General features: G+C 71.0%; 12 protein-coding genes. 5 read left to right on the forward strand and 7 right to left on the reverse strand.

The window, feature by feature from the left end; translation table 11 throughout:
* The 5 genes from HS041_RS00005 to HS041_RS00025 form a co-directional block, all read left to right on the forward strand.
* Positions 1-657, forward strand: a 657-nt coding sequence (locus HS041_RS00005) for a sensor histidine kinase (protein WP_230878360.1), incomplete at its 5' end; no start/stop codon positions are given.
* On the forward strand, positions 650-1,090 hold the full coding sequence (locus tag HS041_RS00010; RefSeq protein WP_196438471.1) for a response regulator: 441 nt from the start codon (positions 650-652) through the stop codon (positions 1,088-1,090). The genes HS041_RS00005 and HS041_RS00010, both read left to right, overlap by 8 nt.
* A gap of 221 nt (positions 1,091-1,311) precedes the next feature.
* Positions 1,312-2,106 (forward strand): succinate dehydrogenase subunit SdhC, encoded by a 795-nt coding sequence (sdhC, locus tag HS041_RS00015; protein ID WP_196438472.1) that lies wholly within the window; start codon positions 1,312-1,314, stop codon positions 2,104-2,106.
* A 19-nt stretch (positions 2,107-2,125) separates the two neighbouring features.
* Positions 2,126-4,018, forward strand: a complete 1,893-nt coding sequence (locus HS041_RS00020; RefSeq protein WP_196438473.1) for a fumarate reductase/succinate dehydrogenase flavoprotein subunit — start codon at positions 2,126-2,128, stop codon at positions 4,016-4,018.
* A gap of 4 nt (positions 4,019-4,022) precedes the next feature.
* Positions 4,023-4,790, forward strand: coding sequence for a succinate dehydrogenase/fumarate reductase iron-sulfur subunit (locus HS041_RS00025; protein WP_196438474.1), 768 nt, complete (start codon positions 4,023-4,025; stop codon positions 4,788-4,790).
* A 182-nt stretch (positions 4,791-4,972) separates the two neighbouring features.
* On the opposite strand, the gene HS041_RS00030 is transcribed toward HS041_RS00025, so the two are convergent.
* The 7 genes from HS041_RS00030 to HS041_RS00060 form a co-directional block, all read right to left on the reverse strand.
* Positions 4,973-6,664, reverse strand: a complete 1,692-nt coding sequence (locus tag HS041_RS00030) for a hypothetical protein (RefSeq protein WP_196438475.1) — start codon at positions 6,662-6,664, stop codon at positions 4,973-4,975.
* 76 nt (positions 6,665-6,740) lie between these two features.
* Positions 6,741-8,060, reverse strand: coding sequence for a hypothetical protein (locus tag HS041_RS00035; RefSeq protein WP_196438476.1), 1,320 nt, complete (start codon positions 8,058-8,060; stop codon positions 6,741-6,743).
* Between the two features lie 86 nt (positions 8,061-8,146).
* Positions 8,147-8,539 carry a (deoxy)nucleoside triphosphate pyrophosphohydrolase gene (locus HS041_RS00040; protein ID WP_196438477.1) on the reverse strand — a complete coding sequence of 131 codons (393 nt, stop codon included), beginning with the start codon at positions 8,537-8,539 and terminating at the stop codon, positions 8,147-8,149.
* Positions 8,540-8,570: 31 nt separating this feature from the next.
* A complete protein-coding gene (locus tag HS041_RS00045) occupies positions 8,571-9,662 on the reverse strand; it encodes a C40 family peptidase (RefSeq protein WP_196438478.1) in 1,092 nt (363 codons plus the stop codon).
* Positions 9,659-10,321: a hypothetical protein gene (locus HS041_RS00050; protein ID WP_196438479.1), complete on the reverse strand. Its 663-nt coding sequence runs from the start codon at positions 10,319-10,321 to the stop codon at positions 9,659-9,661. Before HS041_RS00050 ends, HS041_RS00045 begins: the two co-directional genes overlap by 4 nt.
* 2 nt (positions 10,322-10,323) lie before the next feature.
* Positions 10,324-12,693 carry a type IV secretion system protein gene (locus tag HS041_RS00055; RefSeq protein WP_196438480.1) on the reverse strand — a complete coding sequence of 790 codons (2,370 nt, stop codon included), beginning with the start codon at positions 12,691-12,693 and terminating at the stop codon, positions 10,324-10,326.
* The gene (locus HS041_RS00060) at positions 12,690-15,185 is read right to left on the reverse strand and encodes an ATP-binding protein (protein ID WP_196438481.1); all 2,496 of its coding nucleotides are present in this window, start codon (positions 15,183-15,185) and stop codon (positions 12,690-12,692) included. The genes HS041_RS00055 and HS041_RS00060 overlap by 4 nt, the downstream gene beginning before the upstream one ends.
* Between the last annotated feature and the right edge of the window lie 20 nt (positions 15,186-15,205).

The raw sequence follows: 15,205 nt of genomic DNA on the forward strand, positions 1-15,205 counted from the left end.
AGCTTCACCCAGATGCTGGAGCAGCGCTACGGCGACAAGCTCGACGACCGGGCCAAGCAGTACATCGCCTTCTCCGTCGACGGCGCCAAGCGCATGCAGTCGCTCATCAGCGACCTGCTCGATTTCTCCCGGGTCGGCAGGATGGGCGGGGAGCGCTCCCCCCTCGACGCCTCCCTGCCGCTGAGGGACGCGCTGGCCAACCTGTCCGCGGCGATCGAGGACGCCGCCGTCACGGTGACCTTCGACGAGCTGCCTGTGGTGTACGGTAACCACGCCCAGCTCACCCAGCTCTTCCAGAACCTCATCGGCAACGCGGTGAAGTTCCGCTCCGACCGGGCGCCGGCCGTGCACATCGGGGTCCGCAGAGACGGGGACGTATGGGAGTTCTCCTGCTCGGACAACGGGATCGGCATCGAGAGCAAGTACACCGACCGCATCTTCCTGATCTTCCAGCGCCTGCACGGCCGTGACGTCTATCCCGGGACCGGGATCGGGCTCGCGCTGTGCAAGAAGATCGTGGAGTACCACGGCGGACGAATCTGGGTGGACACTGAGAATCCCGGCCTCGGCCGCCATGATGCGGCACACAGCGATAGACCAGATACGAACGGTACGACGTTCCGCTGGACCCTTCTCCCTGGAGACATGAATGAATGAGCTTCGCTGGATCGACGTCCTCCTCGTGGAGGACGACCCGGGAGACGTCCTGCTGACGCGGGAGGCCTTCGAGCTCAACAAGGTCAGGAACAAGCTGCACGTCGTCAACGACGGCGAGCAGGCCATGGCCTTCCTCCGCAAGGAGGACGGGTACGCCGACGTGCCCACGCCCGATCTGATCCTGCTCGACCTCAACCTGCCCCGCAAGGACGGCCGCGAGGTGCTCCAGGACATCAAGGCCGACGACCACCTGCGCCGGATCCCCGTGGTCGTGCTGACCACCTCGGAGGCCGAGGAGGACATCCTGCGCAGCTATGACCTGCACGCCAACGCCTACGTCTCCAAGCCCGTGGACTTCGACCAGTTCATCAGCGTCGTCCGGCGGATCGACGACTTCTTCGTGACGGTGGTCAAGCTGCCCACCTCCATCTGACCTTTTCGGGACCTTTCGCCCTCGACGTGACAGGAATCACACCGGGTCGACGAAAATGTGAGTGATGCTTCTCACATAACCGCTGGGCAGCGTCGTAACGTATCCCCCACCAATAGGCGCGCGCATGTGAGCCGGCTCCGGTCTCGCCCGGCGCGCGGCACGACTGAAGCGACCCGGACCCCTTCGGCGAACAGGGTCCGCGGGAGGTGGAGAGGTCACCGATGACCCAGACAGCGGCCGACAGTCCGGCCCCGGCCAGAAGGCAGCGCGCGCAGATCAAAGAGCGCACCCTGCGAACCGACCAGTGGTGGCGCTATCCGCTGGTCACCTTCATCATCTTCACGGCGTTCCTCGTCTACGCCACGTGGGCGATCTTCGATAACAGCTTCTTCGCGGCGCCGTACCACGCGCCGTTCGCCTCACCGTGCCTCGCGGAGGCGGTCTGCCCCGAAGACGCGCGGCTGTTCGGCTGGGCCCCGCTCGGCGACTGGTACACCTGGCCGCCGGGCCTGCTCATCCTGGGTCTGCCGGCGGGCTTCCGCTTCACCTGCTACTACTACCGCAAGGCCTACTACAGGGGTTTCTGGCTCTCGCCCCCGGCCTGCGCCGTCAACGAGCCGCACAGCAAGTACACCGGTGAGTCCCGCTTCCCGCTGATCCTCCAGAACATCCACCGCTACTTCTTCTACGCGGCGATCGTGATCGGCCTGATCCTCGCCTACGACGCGGTGAAGGCGCTCATCGAGAAGCCGGGCGGCATCGGCACCTGGGTCCTGATCGGCAACGCGATCCTGATCAACCTGTACACGCTGTCGTGCCACTCCTGCCGCCACATCACGGCCGGTCGCCTGAACCACTTCTCCAAGCACCCGGTCCGGTACCGCGCGTGGGGATTCGTCTCCAAGCTCAACGCCAAGCACCAGGAGCTGGCGCTGATCTCGATGTTCTCGGTCATGGGCGCCGACCTGTACGTACGGCTGGTCGCCAAGGGCATCCTCACCTTCACGTTCGCATAAGGGACCCGTGGAACCTCACATGGAAATCGAGCGTCACGAATACGACGTCGTCGTCATCGGCGCCGGCGGGGCAGGACTGCGGGCGGCCATCGAGGCCCGGCAGCAGGGCAAGCGCACCGCGATCGTCTGCAAGTCGCTGTTCGGCAAGGCGCACACCGTCATGGCCGAGGGCGGTGCCGCCGCGGCCATGGGCAACGTCAACAGCGACGACAACTGGATGGTGCACTTCCGTGACACCATGCGCGGGGGCAAGTTCCTCAACAACTGGCGGATGGCCGAGCTGCACGCCAAGGAGGCGCCCGACCGCGTCTGGGAGCTGGAGGCGTGGGGCGCGCTGTTCGACCGCACCAAGGACGGCAAGATCAGCCAGCGCAACTTCGGCGGGCACGAGTACCCCCGGCTGGCCCACGTCGGTGACCGCACCGGCCTGGAGCTGATCCGCACCCTGCAGCAGCGCGTGGTCGCGCTCCAGCAGGAGGACGAGAAGCTGCACGGCGACGCCGAGGCGTACATCAAGGTCTTCCAGGAGTGCACGATCACCCGTCTGCTCAAGAGCGGTGACGCCGTCTCCGGGGCCTTCGGCTACTGGCGGGAGAACGGCAGGCTCATCCTGTTCGACGCCCCCGCGGTCGTGCTGGCCACCGGCGGCATCGGCAAGTCCTACGTGGTCACCTCCAACTCCTGGGAGTACACCGGGGACGGCCACGCGCTGGCGCTGCTGGCCGGGGCGAAGCTGATCAACATGGAGTTCATCCAGTTCCACCCGACCGGGATGGTCTGGCCGCCGTCGGTCCGCGGCATCCTCGTCACCGAGTCGGTCCGCGGTGACGGCGGCGTGCTGCGCAACTCCGAGGGCAAGCGCTTCATGTTCGACTACATCCCGGACGTGTTCAAGGACAAGTACGCCACGACCGAGGAGGAGGGCGACCGCTGGTACACCGACCAGGCCAACAACCGCCGCCCTCCGGAGCTGCTCCCGCGTGACGAGGTGGCCCGCGCCATCAACGCCGAGGTGAAGGCCGGTCGCGGCTCACCCCAGGGCGGCGTCTACCTGGACGTCTCCACCCGGCTCCCGGCCGCCGAGATCGTCAGGCGGCTGCCCTCGATGCACCACCAGTTCAAGGAGCTGGCGGACGTCGACATCACCAAGGAGCCCATGCAGGTCGGCCCGACCTGCCACTACATCATGGGCGGCGTCGAGGTCGACGCCGACACCGGTGCGGCCGCCGTACCCGGCCTGTTCGCCGCGGGCGAGGTCTCCGGCGGCATGCACGGCTCCAACCGGCTCGGCGGCAACTCGCTGTCCGACCTGCTGGTGTTCGGTCGCCGGGCCGGGGCGGGAGCCGCGGCGTACGTGGACGGGCTGAAGGCCCGGCCCGCGGTCTCGGAGGACTCCGTGGCCGCGGCGAAGGCCGAGGCCCTGGCTCCGCTGGAGCGCGCGGGGGAGAACCCCTACGAGGTCCACCAGGAGCTGCAGCGCACGATGAACGAGCTGGTCGGCATCATCCGCAACGCCGACGAGGTCAGCCAGGCGCTGGAGGCCGTGGAGAAGCTCAAGGAGCGCGCCAAGGGCGTCGGCGCGGCCGGCGGCCGGATCTACAACCCCGGCTGGCACCTCGCCCTCGACCTGCGCAACATGCTGCTGGTCTCCGAGTGCGTGGCCCGCGCGGCCCTGCTGCGCGAGGAGAGCCGGGGCGGCCACACCCGCGACGACTTCCCCGGCATGTCGGCCGAGTGGCGGCGCAAGCTCCTGGTCTGCGGGGCCTCCCCCGACGGGTCGTCGATCACCGTCGAGGAGAAGGTCCAGCCCGCCATGCGCGGCGACCTGATCAAGCTGTTCGACCGGGCCGAGCTGAAGAAGTACATCACCGAGGAAGAGCTGGCCGACTTCGACGCGCTGGTGAGGGAGTAGAGCCATGGGTTACAAGGCGAAGTTCCGCGTGTGGCGCGGCGAGGGCGGCGAGGGCAAGCTGGAGGACTTCACCGTCGAGGTGAACGAGGGCGAGGTCGTCCTCGACATCATCCACAGGCTTCAGGCCACCCAGGCCCCCGACCTGGCCGTACGGTGGAACTGCAAGGCGGGCAAGTGCGGGTCGTGCTCGATGGAGATCAACGGCAAGCCTCGGCTGGGCTGCATGACCCGGATGTCCACCTTCACGGAGGACGAGACGATCACCGTGACACCCATGCGGACGTTCCCGGTGATCAAGGACCTGGTCACCGACGTGTCGTTCAACTACCAGAAGGCCCGGGAGATCCCGTCGTTCACGCCTCCGGCGAGCGTGAAGCCGGGCGAATACCGCATGCAGCAGATCGACGTCGAGCGGAGCCAGGAGTTCCGCAAGTGCATCGAGTGCTTCATGTGCAACAACGTCTGCCACGTGATCCGCGACCACGAGGAGAACAAGACCAACTTCGCCGGACCGCGCTTCCTGATGCGGATCGCCGAGCTGGACATGCACCCCTACGACGTGGCCGACCGCAAGGACGCCGCGCAGGAGGAGCACGGGCTCGGTTACTGCAACATCACCAAGTGCTGCACCGAGGTCTGCCCGGAGCACATCAAGATCACCGACAACGCGCTGATTCCCATGAAGGAGCGCGTCGTCGACCGCAAGTACGACCCGCTGGTCTGGCTGGGCAGCAAGATCTTCAAGCGTTCCGGGTCCGGGTCGAAGGGGTGACGCCCCGCTTCCGCGCCTGAGGGGTGATGCCCTGACGGCTCGGGGACCGTGGTTCCGGACGGCCGGTCGCACTCCGGTGTGGCCGGCCGTTTCCGCTGTCCGGGGCCGGGCGGTGCTTCAGGGGCGGCGGCCTGGCGGCCACGCTGTCGGGAAGGAGCTCAGGGCGGGCCGCCGCAGGGCGGTCAGCCGCGCTTGCGGCGGAAGAGCCCGCGCTTCCCGTCCTTCGGTCCGGCGCCCGGCTCGGGGGCCGCGGCCCCCTCTCCTCCGGGAAGGGGGTAGACCGCCGTACCGGTGGGGCTCATCGGAGGCCCCGGCGGGGGAGGCGGAGCGCCGTACGGGCCACCGGAGTCTCCCGGAGGGCCGAAGCCGCCGTGGGGTCCCGGACCACCGTAGGGTGCGAAGTCTCCGGGAGGGCCGAAGCCGCCATGAGGTTCCGGGCCGCCGTGGGCCCCGAAACCGCCGTGGGCCCCGAATCCGCCGAGCGATCCGGGACCGTCCTGGGGGCCCTGGCCACTGTGAGATCCCGGGCCGCCGTGGGCTCCGAAGCCGCCGTGAGGTGGAAGGTCTCCGGGAGGGCCGAAGGCGCCGTGGGGTTCCGGACCGCCGTGGGGGGCGGGGCCGCCGTAGGTTTCTGGGCCGCCGTGGGGGGCGGGGCCGAAGGGGGGCTGGTTGTGGAGCGCCGGGGACGAGACGGCCAGGCCCGGGGAGGGCTGGGCGAGGCCGGGATCCTCCGGGAAGCGGTCGGGGGCCTCCTGGGGAGGCGGCCCCTGGAGCGCCGGATCCCGGGGGAAGGGGTCGGCGGGGAAATCGCCGAAAGCAGGGGGAGGCGGAGCTCCGTGCAGGTCGCCGGGGTGGCCCTGCGTGCCGCCGTACGGCATCGGCGGCTGGTCGTGGAAGGCCGTCGGGGCACCCGGAGGGTACTGGTCGAAGGCCGGAGGAGCGTCCTGGGGGTGGGGGTGGTCGAAAGGCCCGGGGGGCGGGGCGTAGGCCGTGGGCTGCTCGTGCGGCTGGGGATACTGCTCGGTGACGTAGCTCTCCGGGTAGACCGGGGGATACATCTGCATCGGGACGAAGCTGATGATCGGGGCGTACGCCGCGCCGCCCTGGTAGGCCGCGTGCGGGAAGCCGGGCGTGGAGACGTACCCCGGACCCGCCGGGTAGCCGGAGGGGTCGGCGGAGCGGGGACCCGCCCGGCGGACGGCGGCGGCGTGGGCCAGACGGCGCAGCCTGCCCTCGAAGATGAGGATGGCGAAGACCACGAGCAGCACCAGGATCAGCGCCAGGACCCCGAGCTGCCGGCTCAGCGCGGTCGTGTTGTAGTCCGAGTTCGCGTTGCGGATCACGTAGGGAGCCGTCGCGGGATCGGGCTCGACGAACGTGCTGGTGCTCGGCTCGGGAGAGGCGGTCGGGAGGCTGGTCGGCGTCTGCTCGGTGGTGGGGAACACCACCTCGGGGTCGGTGGTCGTCGGGGTCACCGGCGGCGGGACGACGACGGGCGCGGAGGTCGGCGTCTGGACCGGCGGCGCGGTGGTCGGCGGCGGGGCCTGGGTCGTCGCGGGAGCGGTCGTCTTCGGAGGGACGGTGACCGTCGCGGTCACCGTCACCTGGCCCGTCGACGTGGTCGTGGGCTGGGGCGCCGGCTCACCCGGGGTGTGGGTGATCGTGACCGTGACGATCGGCGTGGGCTCGGTGCACTCGGCCGAGGGGTCGACCTCGCACCCCGGGATCATGGACGGATCGGCGGCGACGGCACGCGTGGCCGCGTCGGCGGGCCGGGAGCCGGTGAGCGACGCGGCGGCGAGGGTGACCACACCCGACAGTCCCAGGGACACGAGCACGGCCGAGATGGCTGCCGTACGGCGAGATCTCGTCACCGGTGCCTCCGTGCACTCCCCGCGCGACTCAGGTCGAGAAAATCCTAGCGGGGTAAAAGTAACAGTAAAGCACCTTTTACCATACGGATCGCGACGCGCGCCTCCGCTGGATCCGCGCCTGCAGCCACAGCAGACAGAGTAGCCCTCCGATCGCGATCCCGGCAGCCGGTAGGCCCTGCATTCCTGTCAGGACCGGACTTGACTGGCCCACGGTCTCCACCTCCCGTTCCGGAGTCTCCAGAACCGGGGCGCCGGTGTCCCGGGGCAGCGGGGCGGCCGAGGGCTGCGCCGGCTCGGGGAAGACGGGCGCGGCCACCGGAGTGGGCAGCGGAGTGGGCGCCGCCGGCGGCAACTGGATCTGGGGGGCGTTCCAGGATCCGGGTGCCTGGCCCGCGGCGGCCGTCGGGATGACGTAGACCGGCGCGGGGGCGAGAGCGAACGGCGGCACGGCGCCTGGCGCGAGCGTCGGCGCGACGGTCGCCGGGTTGCCCTGAAGGCCCTCGATCGCCCCGCGGTCCAGGATCTGCGGACCTCCGGCGGCCCTCGGGCCGCCCTCACCGGACCCGTTCCCGATCCCGCTGCTCCCGCCGTCACGGGGGCCTGTGAGCGCGTCCCCCCGGGACTCCTCCGGGCGGGAACGGCCGCGCCCGTTCTTCTCCTTCTTCACCCGATCCTGCCTTATCTCCCCCCGCCATCTCGGCCCCTTCTTGCGTGCCTTCTTCGCCGGTCGCTCCTGCTTCGGTGCGGCCGACGGCTCACCGGCGGAAGGGGACGGCGGGGCCGTGTGCTCGCACGCCTCCAGCAGTCCGGCCAGGTCCGAAGGGAACGACCAGGTCTCCGCCCCGGAGGAGAGCGTGGGCGGCTCCGGCTTCTCCGGGGGCGCGGGCTTCGCCGGCGGCCTGCCCGGCTTGCCCGGAGGCGGGCCCGGCTTGTGGGGCGGCTTGGGCGGGAGGGGTGGCACCGGCGGCACGGGTGGCACCGGCGTGACCGGGGGGACGGGCGGGACGGCGTCCGCACCGCCCTGCGCCAGGGCGTAGAGGCATCCGAGGATGTGGGAGACCGAGACCGGACCGCCGAGTTCCGCCGGGGAGGGCGGCTCGGAGCCGGACAGGCCGGGAGAGGGGACGGGCCAGGGGGTCGGCGAGGCGCCGGTCACCGGCTCCCCCGACTCCGCGTGCCCCTCTCCCTGCTCGGGCCATCCCTGCTCCGGCGGCCCCGGCCAGGGTTCGACCCTCATCCGCACGCGGAGCCATGCGGGAAGGCCCTCGGCGCCCGGGAGGCCGGATGCGGCGAGCACACCGGGGCCGGACGCGTTCGCCGCCGGCATGTCCCCCGGAACGAGCGCCCCGGCCCCCACGGCCGATGCGAGCACGGCGCACCTCAGCCATCCGGTCATCCTGATCACCGCACGTCTCCGATCCCCCGATTCAGGCGTACGACACGAGCACACCCAGTAGCTGTTATGTCACGATGAGCTACCTTTCAATCCTCGCCGAGCCGGTCTCGCACGGCGTACACGATCGGCAGGTCCGCCGGGAGCCAGGTCACGTCGTCCAGTTCGTCCATCGCGAGCCAGCGCAGGTCGAGATGTTCCTTGGCCTCCGGTTCCCCCCGCACGATCGCCGCCAGCCAGACCCGGAGCACGTAGCCCCCGCTCAGGGGCCAGTCGCCGCCGACCTGCTCCCCCACCTCGATCAGGACGCCGAGCTCCTCCTGGCACTCCCGGACCAGTGCCGCGTGGTCGTCCTCTCCCGGATCGACCTTTCCTCCCGGAAACTCCCAGCCTCCGGCCAGTTCGGGCGGCTCGGCACGCTGCGCGGCCAGCAGCCTGCCCTCCCGGTCGACGATCGCGGCCCCCACGACGACTCTCTTCATGAGCCCTGATTCTGTCTCATGGGCGCGTCGCTCAGCCCTGCTCCTTCAGTTTGAGCTGGGCCAGGACGGAGGGGTTCTGCAGGGGCCGGGTGAAGCCCATGATCGCCTCACGGTCCCGGTAGGTCGTGACCTTGATCGGACCGCACAGACGGCACCTGGCCTCGATCATCTTGCCCGGCGCGACCACCATGCCCACGTGCCCCGGCCGGTCGGGACCGGTGCCGGGACCGGAATTGAAGAAGACCAGGTCCCCGGCCTGCTCCTCACCAGGGGTGATCTTCACCCCGAACGGCCACTGGCCGAAGGTGGTGCGCGGGATGCTCAGGCCGACGCTCCGGTAGGCCATGTAGATGATCCCCGAGCAGTCGAACGCGTCCGGCCCGGTGCCGCCCCACAGGTACGGCTTGCCGCGCTGGGCCAGCGCGTAGTCCAGGATCCGGGCCACCACGTCGTTGGGCGCCGCCGCGACCAGTGACGGGTCGCAGGCGGGCTCCGCCTCCGGCGGGACGCCGACCTCGCCGCTCCTGGCGTACTTCGCGGCGATCTCCATGACCTGGTCCACGTACCACCAGGCCCGGTTGTAGACGAACAACGCACGCCGCACGTTCTCCGGCGCCCCGTTGCGCTTGAGCATCTTCGCCGCGCCCAGGATGGCATCGGCCGGGTTGTAGACGTCGGCCCAGCCGTCGCCGTCGCCGTCGGAGGCGTAGCCGTTGAACTCCGACGGAATCTTGATCTTCGCCGCGCCGCCCCAGGTGCTGATCAGGAACTGCATCGGCCCCGCGGCCCCTGCGTGGTTGGTCCCGCTCTGCACGCCCGGGAGCGTGGAACGTCCGTGGTCGGTCTCCCGCTTGCCGACCCCTGCGAGCACGTTCCACTGCACGCCGATCTTCTCGCCGTGCTCGCGGTAGAGCTCGAGGTACTCCTCGGGGATGTCGGAGGCCGCCGTGTCGGACTGGTCGTCCGCCTGCTCCGCGGGCTCCTCGCAGTCGGGGAGGCCGCCGCCCCCGATGAAGGAGGGGAAGGTGCTCACCATCATCATCGGCGCCATGATCAGGGTCAGCAGGCAGAGCCCGGCGACCGCGATGACCAGCGGGATCCGGATCCTCCTGTCGCCGTTCATCCGCCGGTCTCCGTGAGCCGGTCGTCCCCCTCCTGGCCGTCGGCGGCCGGCTGGAGGTCGTGTACCCGCCAGTCGGAGCCGACCGGGATGAGCGTGACGGCGTACTCGTCGGTGCGGTCCTTCGGCCCGCTCTTGGCCGTGATCCGCTCGGTGGCGACGACCACGAACACCACCGAGGAGTCCTGGACCTGCCGGATCTCCTTCACCGTCGCCGAGCCGCTGGAGACCACCTCGTCGGCGCGGTTGGCCTCCACGAACCCCGGTGACGTGCGGGCCCGCACCAGCGCGTCGGCGAACTCCGCGGTGGCGTAGCCGCGCAGCCGCTCCCCGTAGGCCACCGGGTCCTCGTCGTGGCGGTAGGTCCCGTACTCGGCGGTGAACCGCTCGGCGTAGTCGGCGGCGGCGGCCAGCTCCTGCTTGGTCATCGGCAGGTAGGAGTAGACGTCGAAGGGCGCGTCGCTCGCCGTCGCCGCCGGGCGCGACGGCTCCGCGACCGTCTGCGCGGGCGATCCCGGCACGGTACGGCTGGCGCCCGCTGGATCGGACCTGATGTCCTCGCCGCCCTCGGGTCCCGACATGGTCAGATAGATCCCGACCGCCGCGAGCAGCCCGACGAGAACCGCGAAGACGGCTCCCCGGCGCCCACCGTTGTCGGCCATCGTCAGTCCTTGTCCGGACCGGACGGGCGGAGCCAGAACGGCGCCGGGGCCTCATCGGCCCGCCGGCCCCGGTCGGACCGGCCCGACAGCCAGAGCGGAGGCGCCTCGGACGGGCGGCCCGCCCCGCGGGAATCGCCGCCGCGGGAGCCGCCCGAACCGCGCGAGCCGCCGAAGATGCTCCCACCCGACCCCGACGAGCTCCGGGAACCGCCGGAACCGCCCGAACCGCGCGAGCCGCCGAAGATGCTCCCACCCGAACTCGACGAGCTCCGCGGGGCGCTCCCGCCGCGCGAGCCGCCGGAACCGCCGCCGAAGATGCTCCCGCCCGATCCCGAGGACGCCCGGGAACCTCCGGAGGAGGAAGCGGGGCGTGCCGCGCCGCCCGAACCCGAACCGCCCTGGGAGGCCCAGCCTCCACCGGACCTGCCGCCGAACCAGCCGCCGCTTCCGCCGCGCGAGGCGGACCCGCCGGTCCGCGCGGGAGGCACCCCGCCCGCCGTACGGCCTCCGGAGAGATTGAGCGGCGGCGCCGCGCCGGTGCGCGGAGCGGTCACCGGACGGCCCACGCCCTTGCGCCGCCCGCCCGCCTGGGCGTCGGTGTCCAGCGGCGCGGGCTGCGCTGCCACCGGGACCCGGGTTCCCGAGGGCGTGCCCGCCGCGCCGCCCTCCTCGCCCCGGACCTTGCCCTGGGCGACGGCGGCCGCCGCGCCGGCGGACGCGCCCCCGGCGAGCGCTGCCGCCTGCAGGACGGGCTCCGCCTTGCGCATGCCCCAGCGGCCGACCCTGGCCGCCGCGACCGGCGGCAGGATGCCCGCCGTACGCTGCAGGGTGGGCGCGCTGGCCGCCTCGCCGAGCATCCGGGTGGTGAACGTGTGGCCGTCCATGGAGGCGAACAGGTGCTGGAACGGCCGCCGGTAGAAGAACACCGCGATCGTCAGCAGCGCCATGAACATGACCTGCATGCCCCACGGCATGGCGGTGGAGATGATCAACGCGTAGCCGTACACCAGCACGCCCAGCACGAGGGCGAGCACCGCCTGCCGGAGCAGCGTGCCGACCAGCATCTCCACCCAGCGCATCGCGATGATCCGGCCCGAGCCCGGATGCACGCCGATCAGCAGGAAGACCGGGGCGAGGATCAGCAGCAGCAGGAAGCCGACCTTGAGCACCAGCAGTGAGACCGCCACCAGGAAGATCAGCAGTCCGGCGACCATCGCGGCCATGAGCGCGCCGATCGCGACGCCCAGCCTGCTGGTCCAGTCCTTGCCCTGGAAGAGGAAGTAGACCGGGTTGGTCTCCAGGTACTTGGCGATCTCCTCTTCGTAGCGGGCCTGGTGGGCGCTGCTGCTGGGGGTCTGGGCGGCCCGCTGCTCGGTCGCGTCGAGAGCCTGGATGTCCAGCATCTTGGCGCCGAAGGTCTTCACGATGGGGGCCTCGGAGTCGGCGGTGCCGAACTGGCCCATCAGCCACGGCTTGCAGACCAGGGTGGACCAGAGCGCGTCGGCGTTCTGCTCCACGGCCGGGACGCCGTCGCGGCCGTAGCCGCCCGGCATCGCCTGCGGGCTGGCCTCCCCCTTGGCGGGCAGGCACGACGCCCCGCCCGCCCCGGGCAGGCCCGAGAAGGCCGAGTTGACGACCTCGCCCGTCTTGTCGGTGACGACCTTGCCCAGGCCGGTCAGGTCGCCCGGACGGCTGAAGAACCAGACCGCGACGGTGACCGCGAGGACCATCCAGATGACGCCCTCGGCGGTCGTGGTCGCGCGCTTGCGGATCAGCCCGTACCACGCCAGCCAGATGGCCGCGAGGATCACGATCGGCCGCAGGTACGGCCAGTACATCGCCTCGGAGAGCCGCTTGACGATGTCGTCGGCGACGTTCTTGATCGACTCCAGCGGGCCCTCGGTGGCCGCCGCCTGGTAGGTCGTGATGGTCAGCCGGTCCAGGGCCTTGGCCCAGGAGAAGACCGTGTTGGCCCAGGCGTTGCCCAGCACCGCGGTCACGTCGTCGCAGCCGAGCTCGTGGGTGTGCCAGAACAGGCCGCTCATGCCGTAGGTGGCGTAATTCGTCTGGGTCCCCGGCTGCGCGGCCGGGGCCTGCGCCGCCGCGCCCTCCGGAGGCGGCGGTTTCACCAGGCCGTCCACTCCGCCGCCGACGATCTCGGGGGCGAGGTCGGGCGAGAGGTCGCAGGGGGCCGCCGCGGCGATGGAGCCGCCCGCCGGGAACACCAGCGGCAGTGCCGTGAACGCCGTGAACGCCACGAGCGCGACGATGATCCGCCTGCGCAGCCGCCGGCCGCCGGTTCGCCGGCCTGCCCGGCCGCCGGCGGGCGTGCCTCCGCGGGAACGCCCCAGCTCCTCGTCAGAGCCCTTCATGACCGCACCTCCAGCGCCGAAGCCCCCGGCCTGCCGACTCTGCCGCCCCCGGAAAGATCATGCACGTTCTCGATGGGTTTGTCGTGGGTGGGATTGGTGTCGAGCCAGCGCAGCAGCTCACCCGAGATGAGGTCCACCCCGATGCGGCCCGCGCGCCCGTCCAGATCGCGGAAGACGCACTCGCCGTTGCCCAGCGAGCGCAGCACCGCCTTGTGCTCCTCGGAGGGGTCGACGCCGAGGAGCGCCATCACGTTCTCCACCTCGACCCGCTCGGTGGAGCGGAAGGCGAACACCGACGACAGGCAGTTGGTGACCTGCTCGTTCAGCAGGTCGCCGGCGTTCTGCGAGACCAGGACGAGCGCGGTGTTGCGCGAGCGGCCCATCCTGCTCACCTCGGGCACCAGCTTGGCGCCCTCCTGCGTGGAGGTGATCGCCCACGCCTCGTCCAGGAAGATCGCCTTGGGCGTCCGCCGGTCCAGGCCGTTCATCAGCCCCCGGGCGAACTGGGCGACCAGGTAGAGCAGCGCCACCGACAGGCGCTGCTCGTAGGAGTAGTCGTCGCGGCCGGTGGAGGCGTCCGGCAGGGTCAGCCCGCCGAGGGTGAAGACCGTGGTCCAGCCCGCGGTGTCGATCTGGTCACCCCCGGAGGGGTCGAAACAGAGCCTGGCCAGGTGCATCTCCGACATCGAGCGGAGCACGGCCCCCAGGTTCTTGGAGGCGGCGTCCTCGGCCTGCTCCAGATAGTCGACGACCTTGCCGAGCGAGGGGTCGTCGCCGTTGGAGACCGCCGCGACCGCCTGGATCATCGCGGACTCGCGCTCCTCCGACATGCGCGGGAGCAGCAGCCGCAAGGTCTCGGTGGCCATCGTCTTCTTGGCCGCGAGGTCGTCGCCGAACGAGAACGGGTCGAGCAGCCCGGGCGCGGCCGAGCCGAGCGGGATGATCCGCGCCTTCCTGCCCCGCTGCTTCAGGAGCTCGACCAGCGAGTCGGCGTCGCCCTTGGGGTCGATCACCGCGATCGTGACCCCGCGCAGCGCCATCTGGTAGATCATCAGCAGCGCCAGCGTCGTCTTCCCGCCGCCCGGCTCCCCGGTGATCGCGATCGCGGTCGGCCGGTTGCGCGCCGCCGCCACCAGCGGGTCGAAGTGCACGATGCTGCGGGCCCGGCCCAGGGTCTCCCCCACGTACGGTCCCATCCATCCGGCGTTCGCCTCGTCCACCCTGTCGCCGAGGTCCACGGTGGCCGTGGCCATGCCGCCCGCGATGGTGCGCAGCGGCTGCCGCTGGGCGTAGGCGTTGACCCGCACCCGCTCGCCGGGCAGCGCCTCGCAGAACAGGGAGAACTGGTCACCGGTGGAGTTGACGATGTCGATGCCCATGTCGCGGTAGTGCTCCACGACCGCCTCGACCCGCTGCACGCAGATCTCCTCGGTCGGCGCGGAGACGATCAGCCGGTGCCAGCCGTACACGAACGGCAGGCGTTCCTTGGTGATGCCGTGCTCCAGCATCCGGGCGGCGTCGATCTGCTCGGCCAGCGCCAGCGGCGCCTCCGCTCCCGCCTCCCGGATGTGGATGTCCATGTCACGGGCGTGGGCCAGCTTGCGCGCCACGTCCTTGCTCGCCTTGACCGGGGAGATCAGCCGCATCCGGGAGCTGATCTCGACGGGGAAGGGCAGCTGGTCGGCGAAGTGCATCCACGGCTCGCCGTCGGGGAACGGCATCAGGTCGGGGAAGCGGGCGAACGACAGGTGGGCGACGTAGGAGTCGCCGTACGGCTGCTCGATCCGCAGCAGCGACCTGCCGTTGTGGATCTGCCCCTCGACCAGCGACTCGATCTCCCCCTTGCCCCAGCGCCGCTTCGGGCTGGCCGAGGCCGGCGGGTCGCCGAGGGAGCCGGTCGCGGCATGCTGGAAGAGCCAGGCGATCTCGGTGGAGGTGGCGTGCCGGGCGTACAGGGCGCTGGCCCCCAGCGCCCTGCCGAGCCGTTCGGCCTGGTCGGTCCACTTGGCGATGTCGCTCTTGGGGATCTGGTCGTCGTCGATGCCGAGGGCCTTCTCGCTGCGCTGGTAGAAACCGAAGAGCTGGGCGAGCACCCCGGTGCCCAGCTGCGCGCCGCGCGGGCCGAGCCGTACGCCCAGGTAGACCTCCTTGCTCCAGAAGTCCTTGGCCCAGACGTGCCGGTACATCTCCTCCAGGTAGTCGCGCCAGCCCGCGCCCTCGTCGGAGGTGGCGTTGAGCGCCATCGCCCACTCGGCCGCGGGATAGGTGCGGTGCGCCACCCGCAGGTGCACCTCGGCGTCCGGCATCCTGATCGCGGCGAGCGCGATCGTGACGTTGGTCGCCAGCGCCTCCCGCTCCTCGGGCGTGATGAACTCGTAGCTCACGGTCGGCAGCCGGAAGTAGGCCCACGCCGCCGAGTCGGTCAGCAGGATCCGGTCGTCGAAGTACCGGACGGCGAGACGGCTGCGCGCCCGGGACGCACGGCTACTCATGCGGCCCCCTCCGCCGGCCG

Source organism: Planomonospora sp. ID67723 (assembly GCF_015711605.1).
Classification (GTDB): Bacteria; Actinomycetota; Actinomycetes; order Streptosporangiales; family Streptosporangiaceae; genus Planomonospora_A.

Coding starts and splice junctions, on each gene's coding strand:
- HS041_RS00010 (WP_196438471.1), top strand. CDS start 650: ATGAATGAGCTTCGCTGGATCGACGTCCTCCTCGTGGAGGACGACCCG.
- sdhC (WP_196438472.1), top strand. CDS start 1,312: ATGACCCAGACAGCGGCCGACAGTCCGGCCCCGGCCAGAAGGCAGCGC.
- HS041_RS00020 (WP_196438473.1), top strand. CDS start 2,126: ATGGAAATCGAGCGTCACGAATACGACGTCGTCGTCATCGGCGCCGGC.
- HS041_RS00025 (WP_196438474.1), top strand. CDS start 4,023: ATGGGTTACAAGGCGAAGTTCCGCGTGTGGCGCGGCGAGGGCGGCGAG.
- HS041_RS00035 (WP_196438476.1), bottom strand. CDS start 8,060: ATGACCGGATGGCTGAGGTGCGCCGTGCTCGCATCGGCCGTGGGGGCC.
- HS041_RS00040 (WP_196438477.1), bottom strand. CDS start 8,539: ATGAAGAGAGTCGTCGTGGGGGCCGCGATCGTCGACCGGGAGGGCAGG.
- HS041_RS00045 (WP_196438478.1), bottom strand. CDS start 9,662: ATGAACGGCGACAGGAGGATCCGGATCCCGCTGGTCATCGCGGTCGCC.
- HS041_RS00050 (WP_196438479.1), bottom strand. CDS start 10,321: ATGGCCGACAACGGTGGGCGCCGGGGAGCCGTCTTCGCGGTTCTCGTC.
- HS041_RS00055 (WP_196438480.1), bottom strand. CDS start 12,693: ATGAAGGGCTCTGACGAGGAGCTGGGGCGTTCCCGCGGAGGCACGCCC.
- HS041_RS00060 (WP_196438481.1), bottom strand. CDS start 15,185: ATGAGTAGCCGTGCGTCCCGGGCGCGCAGCCGTCTCGCCGTCCGGTAC.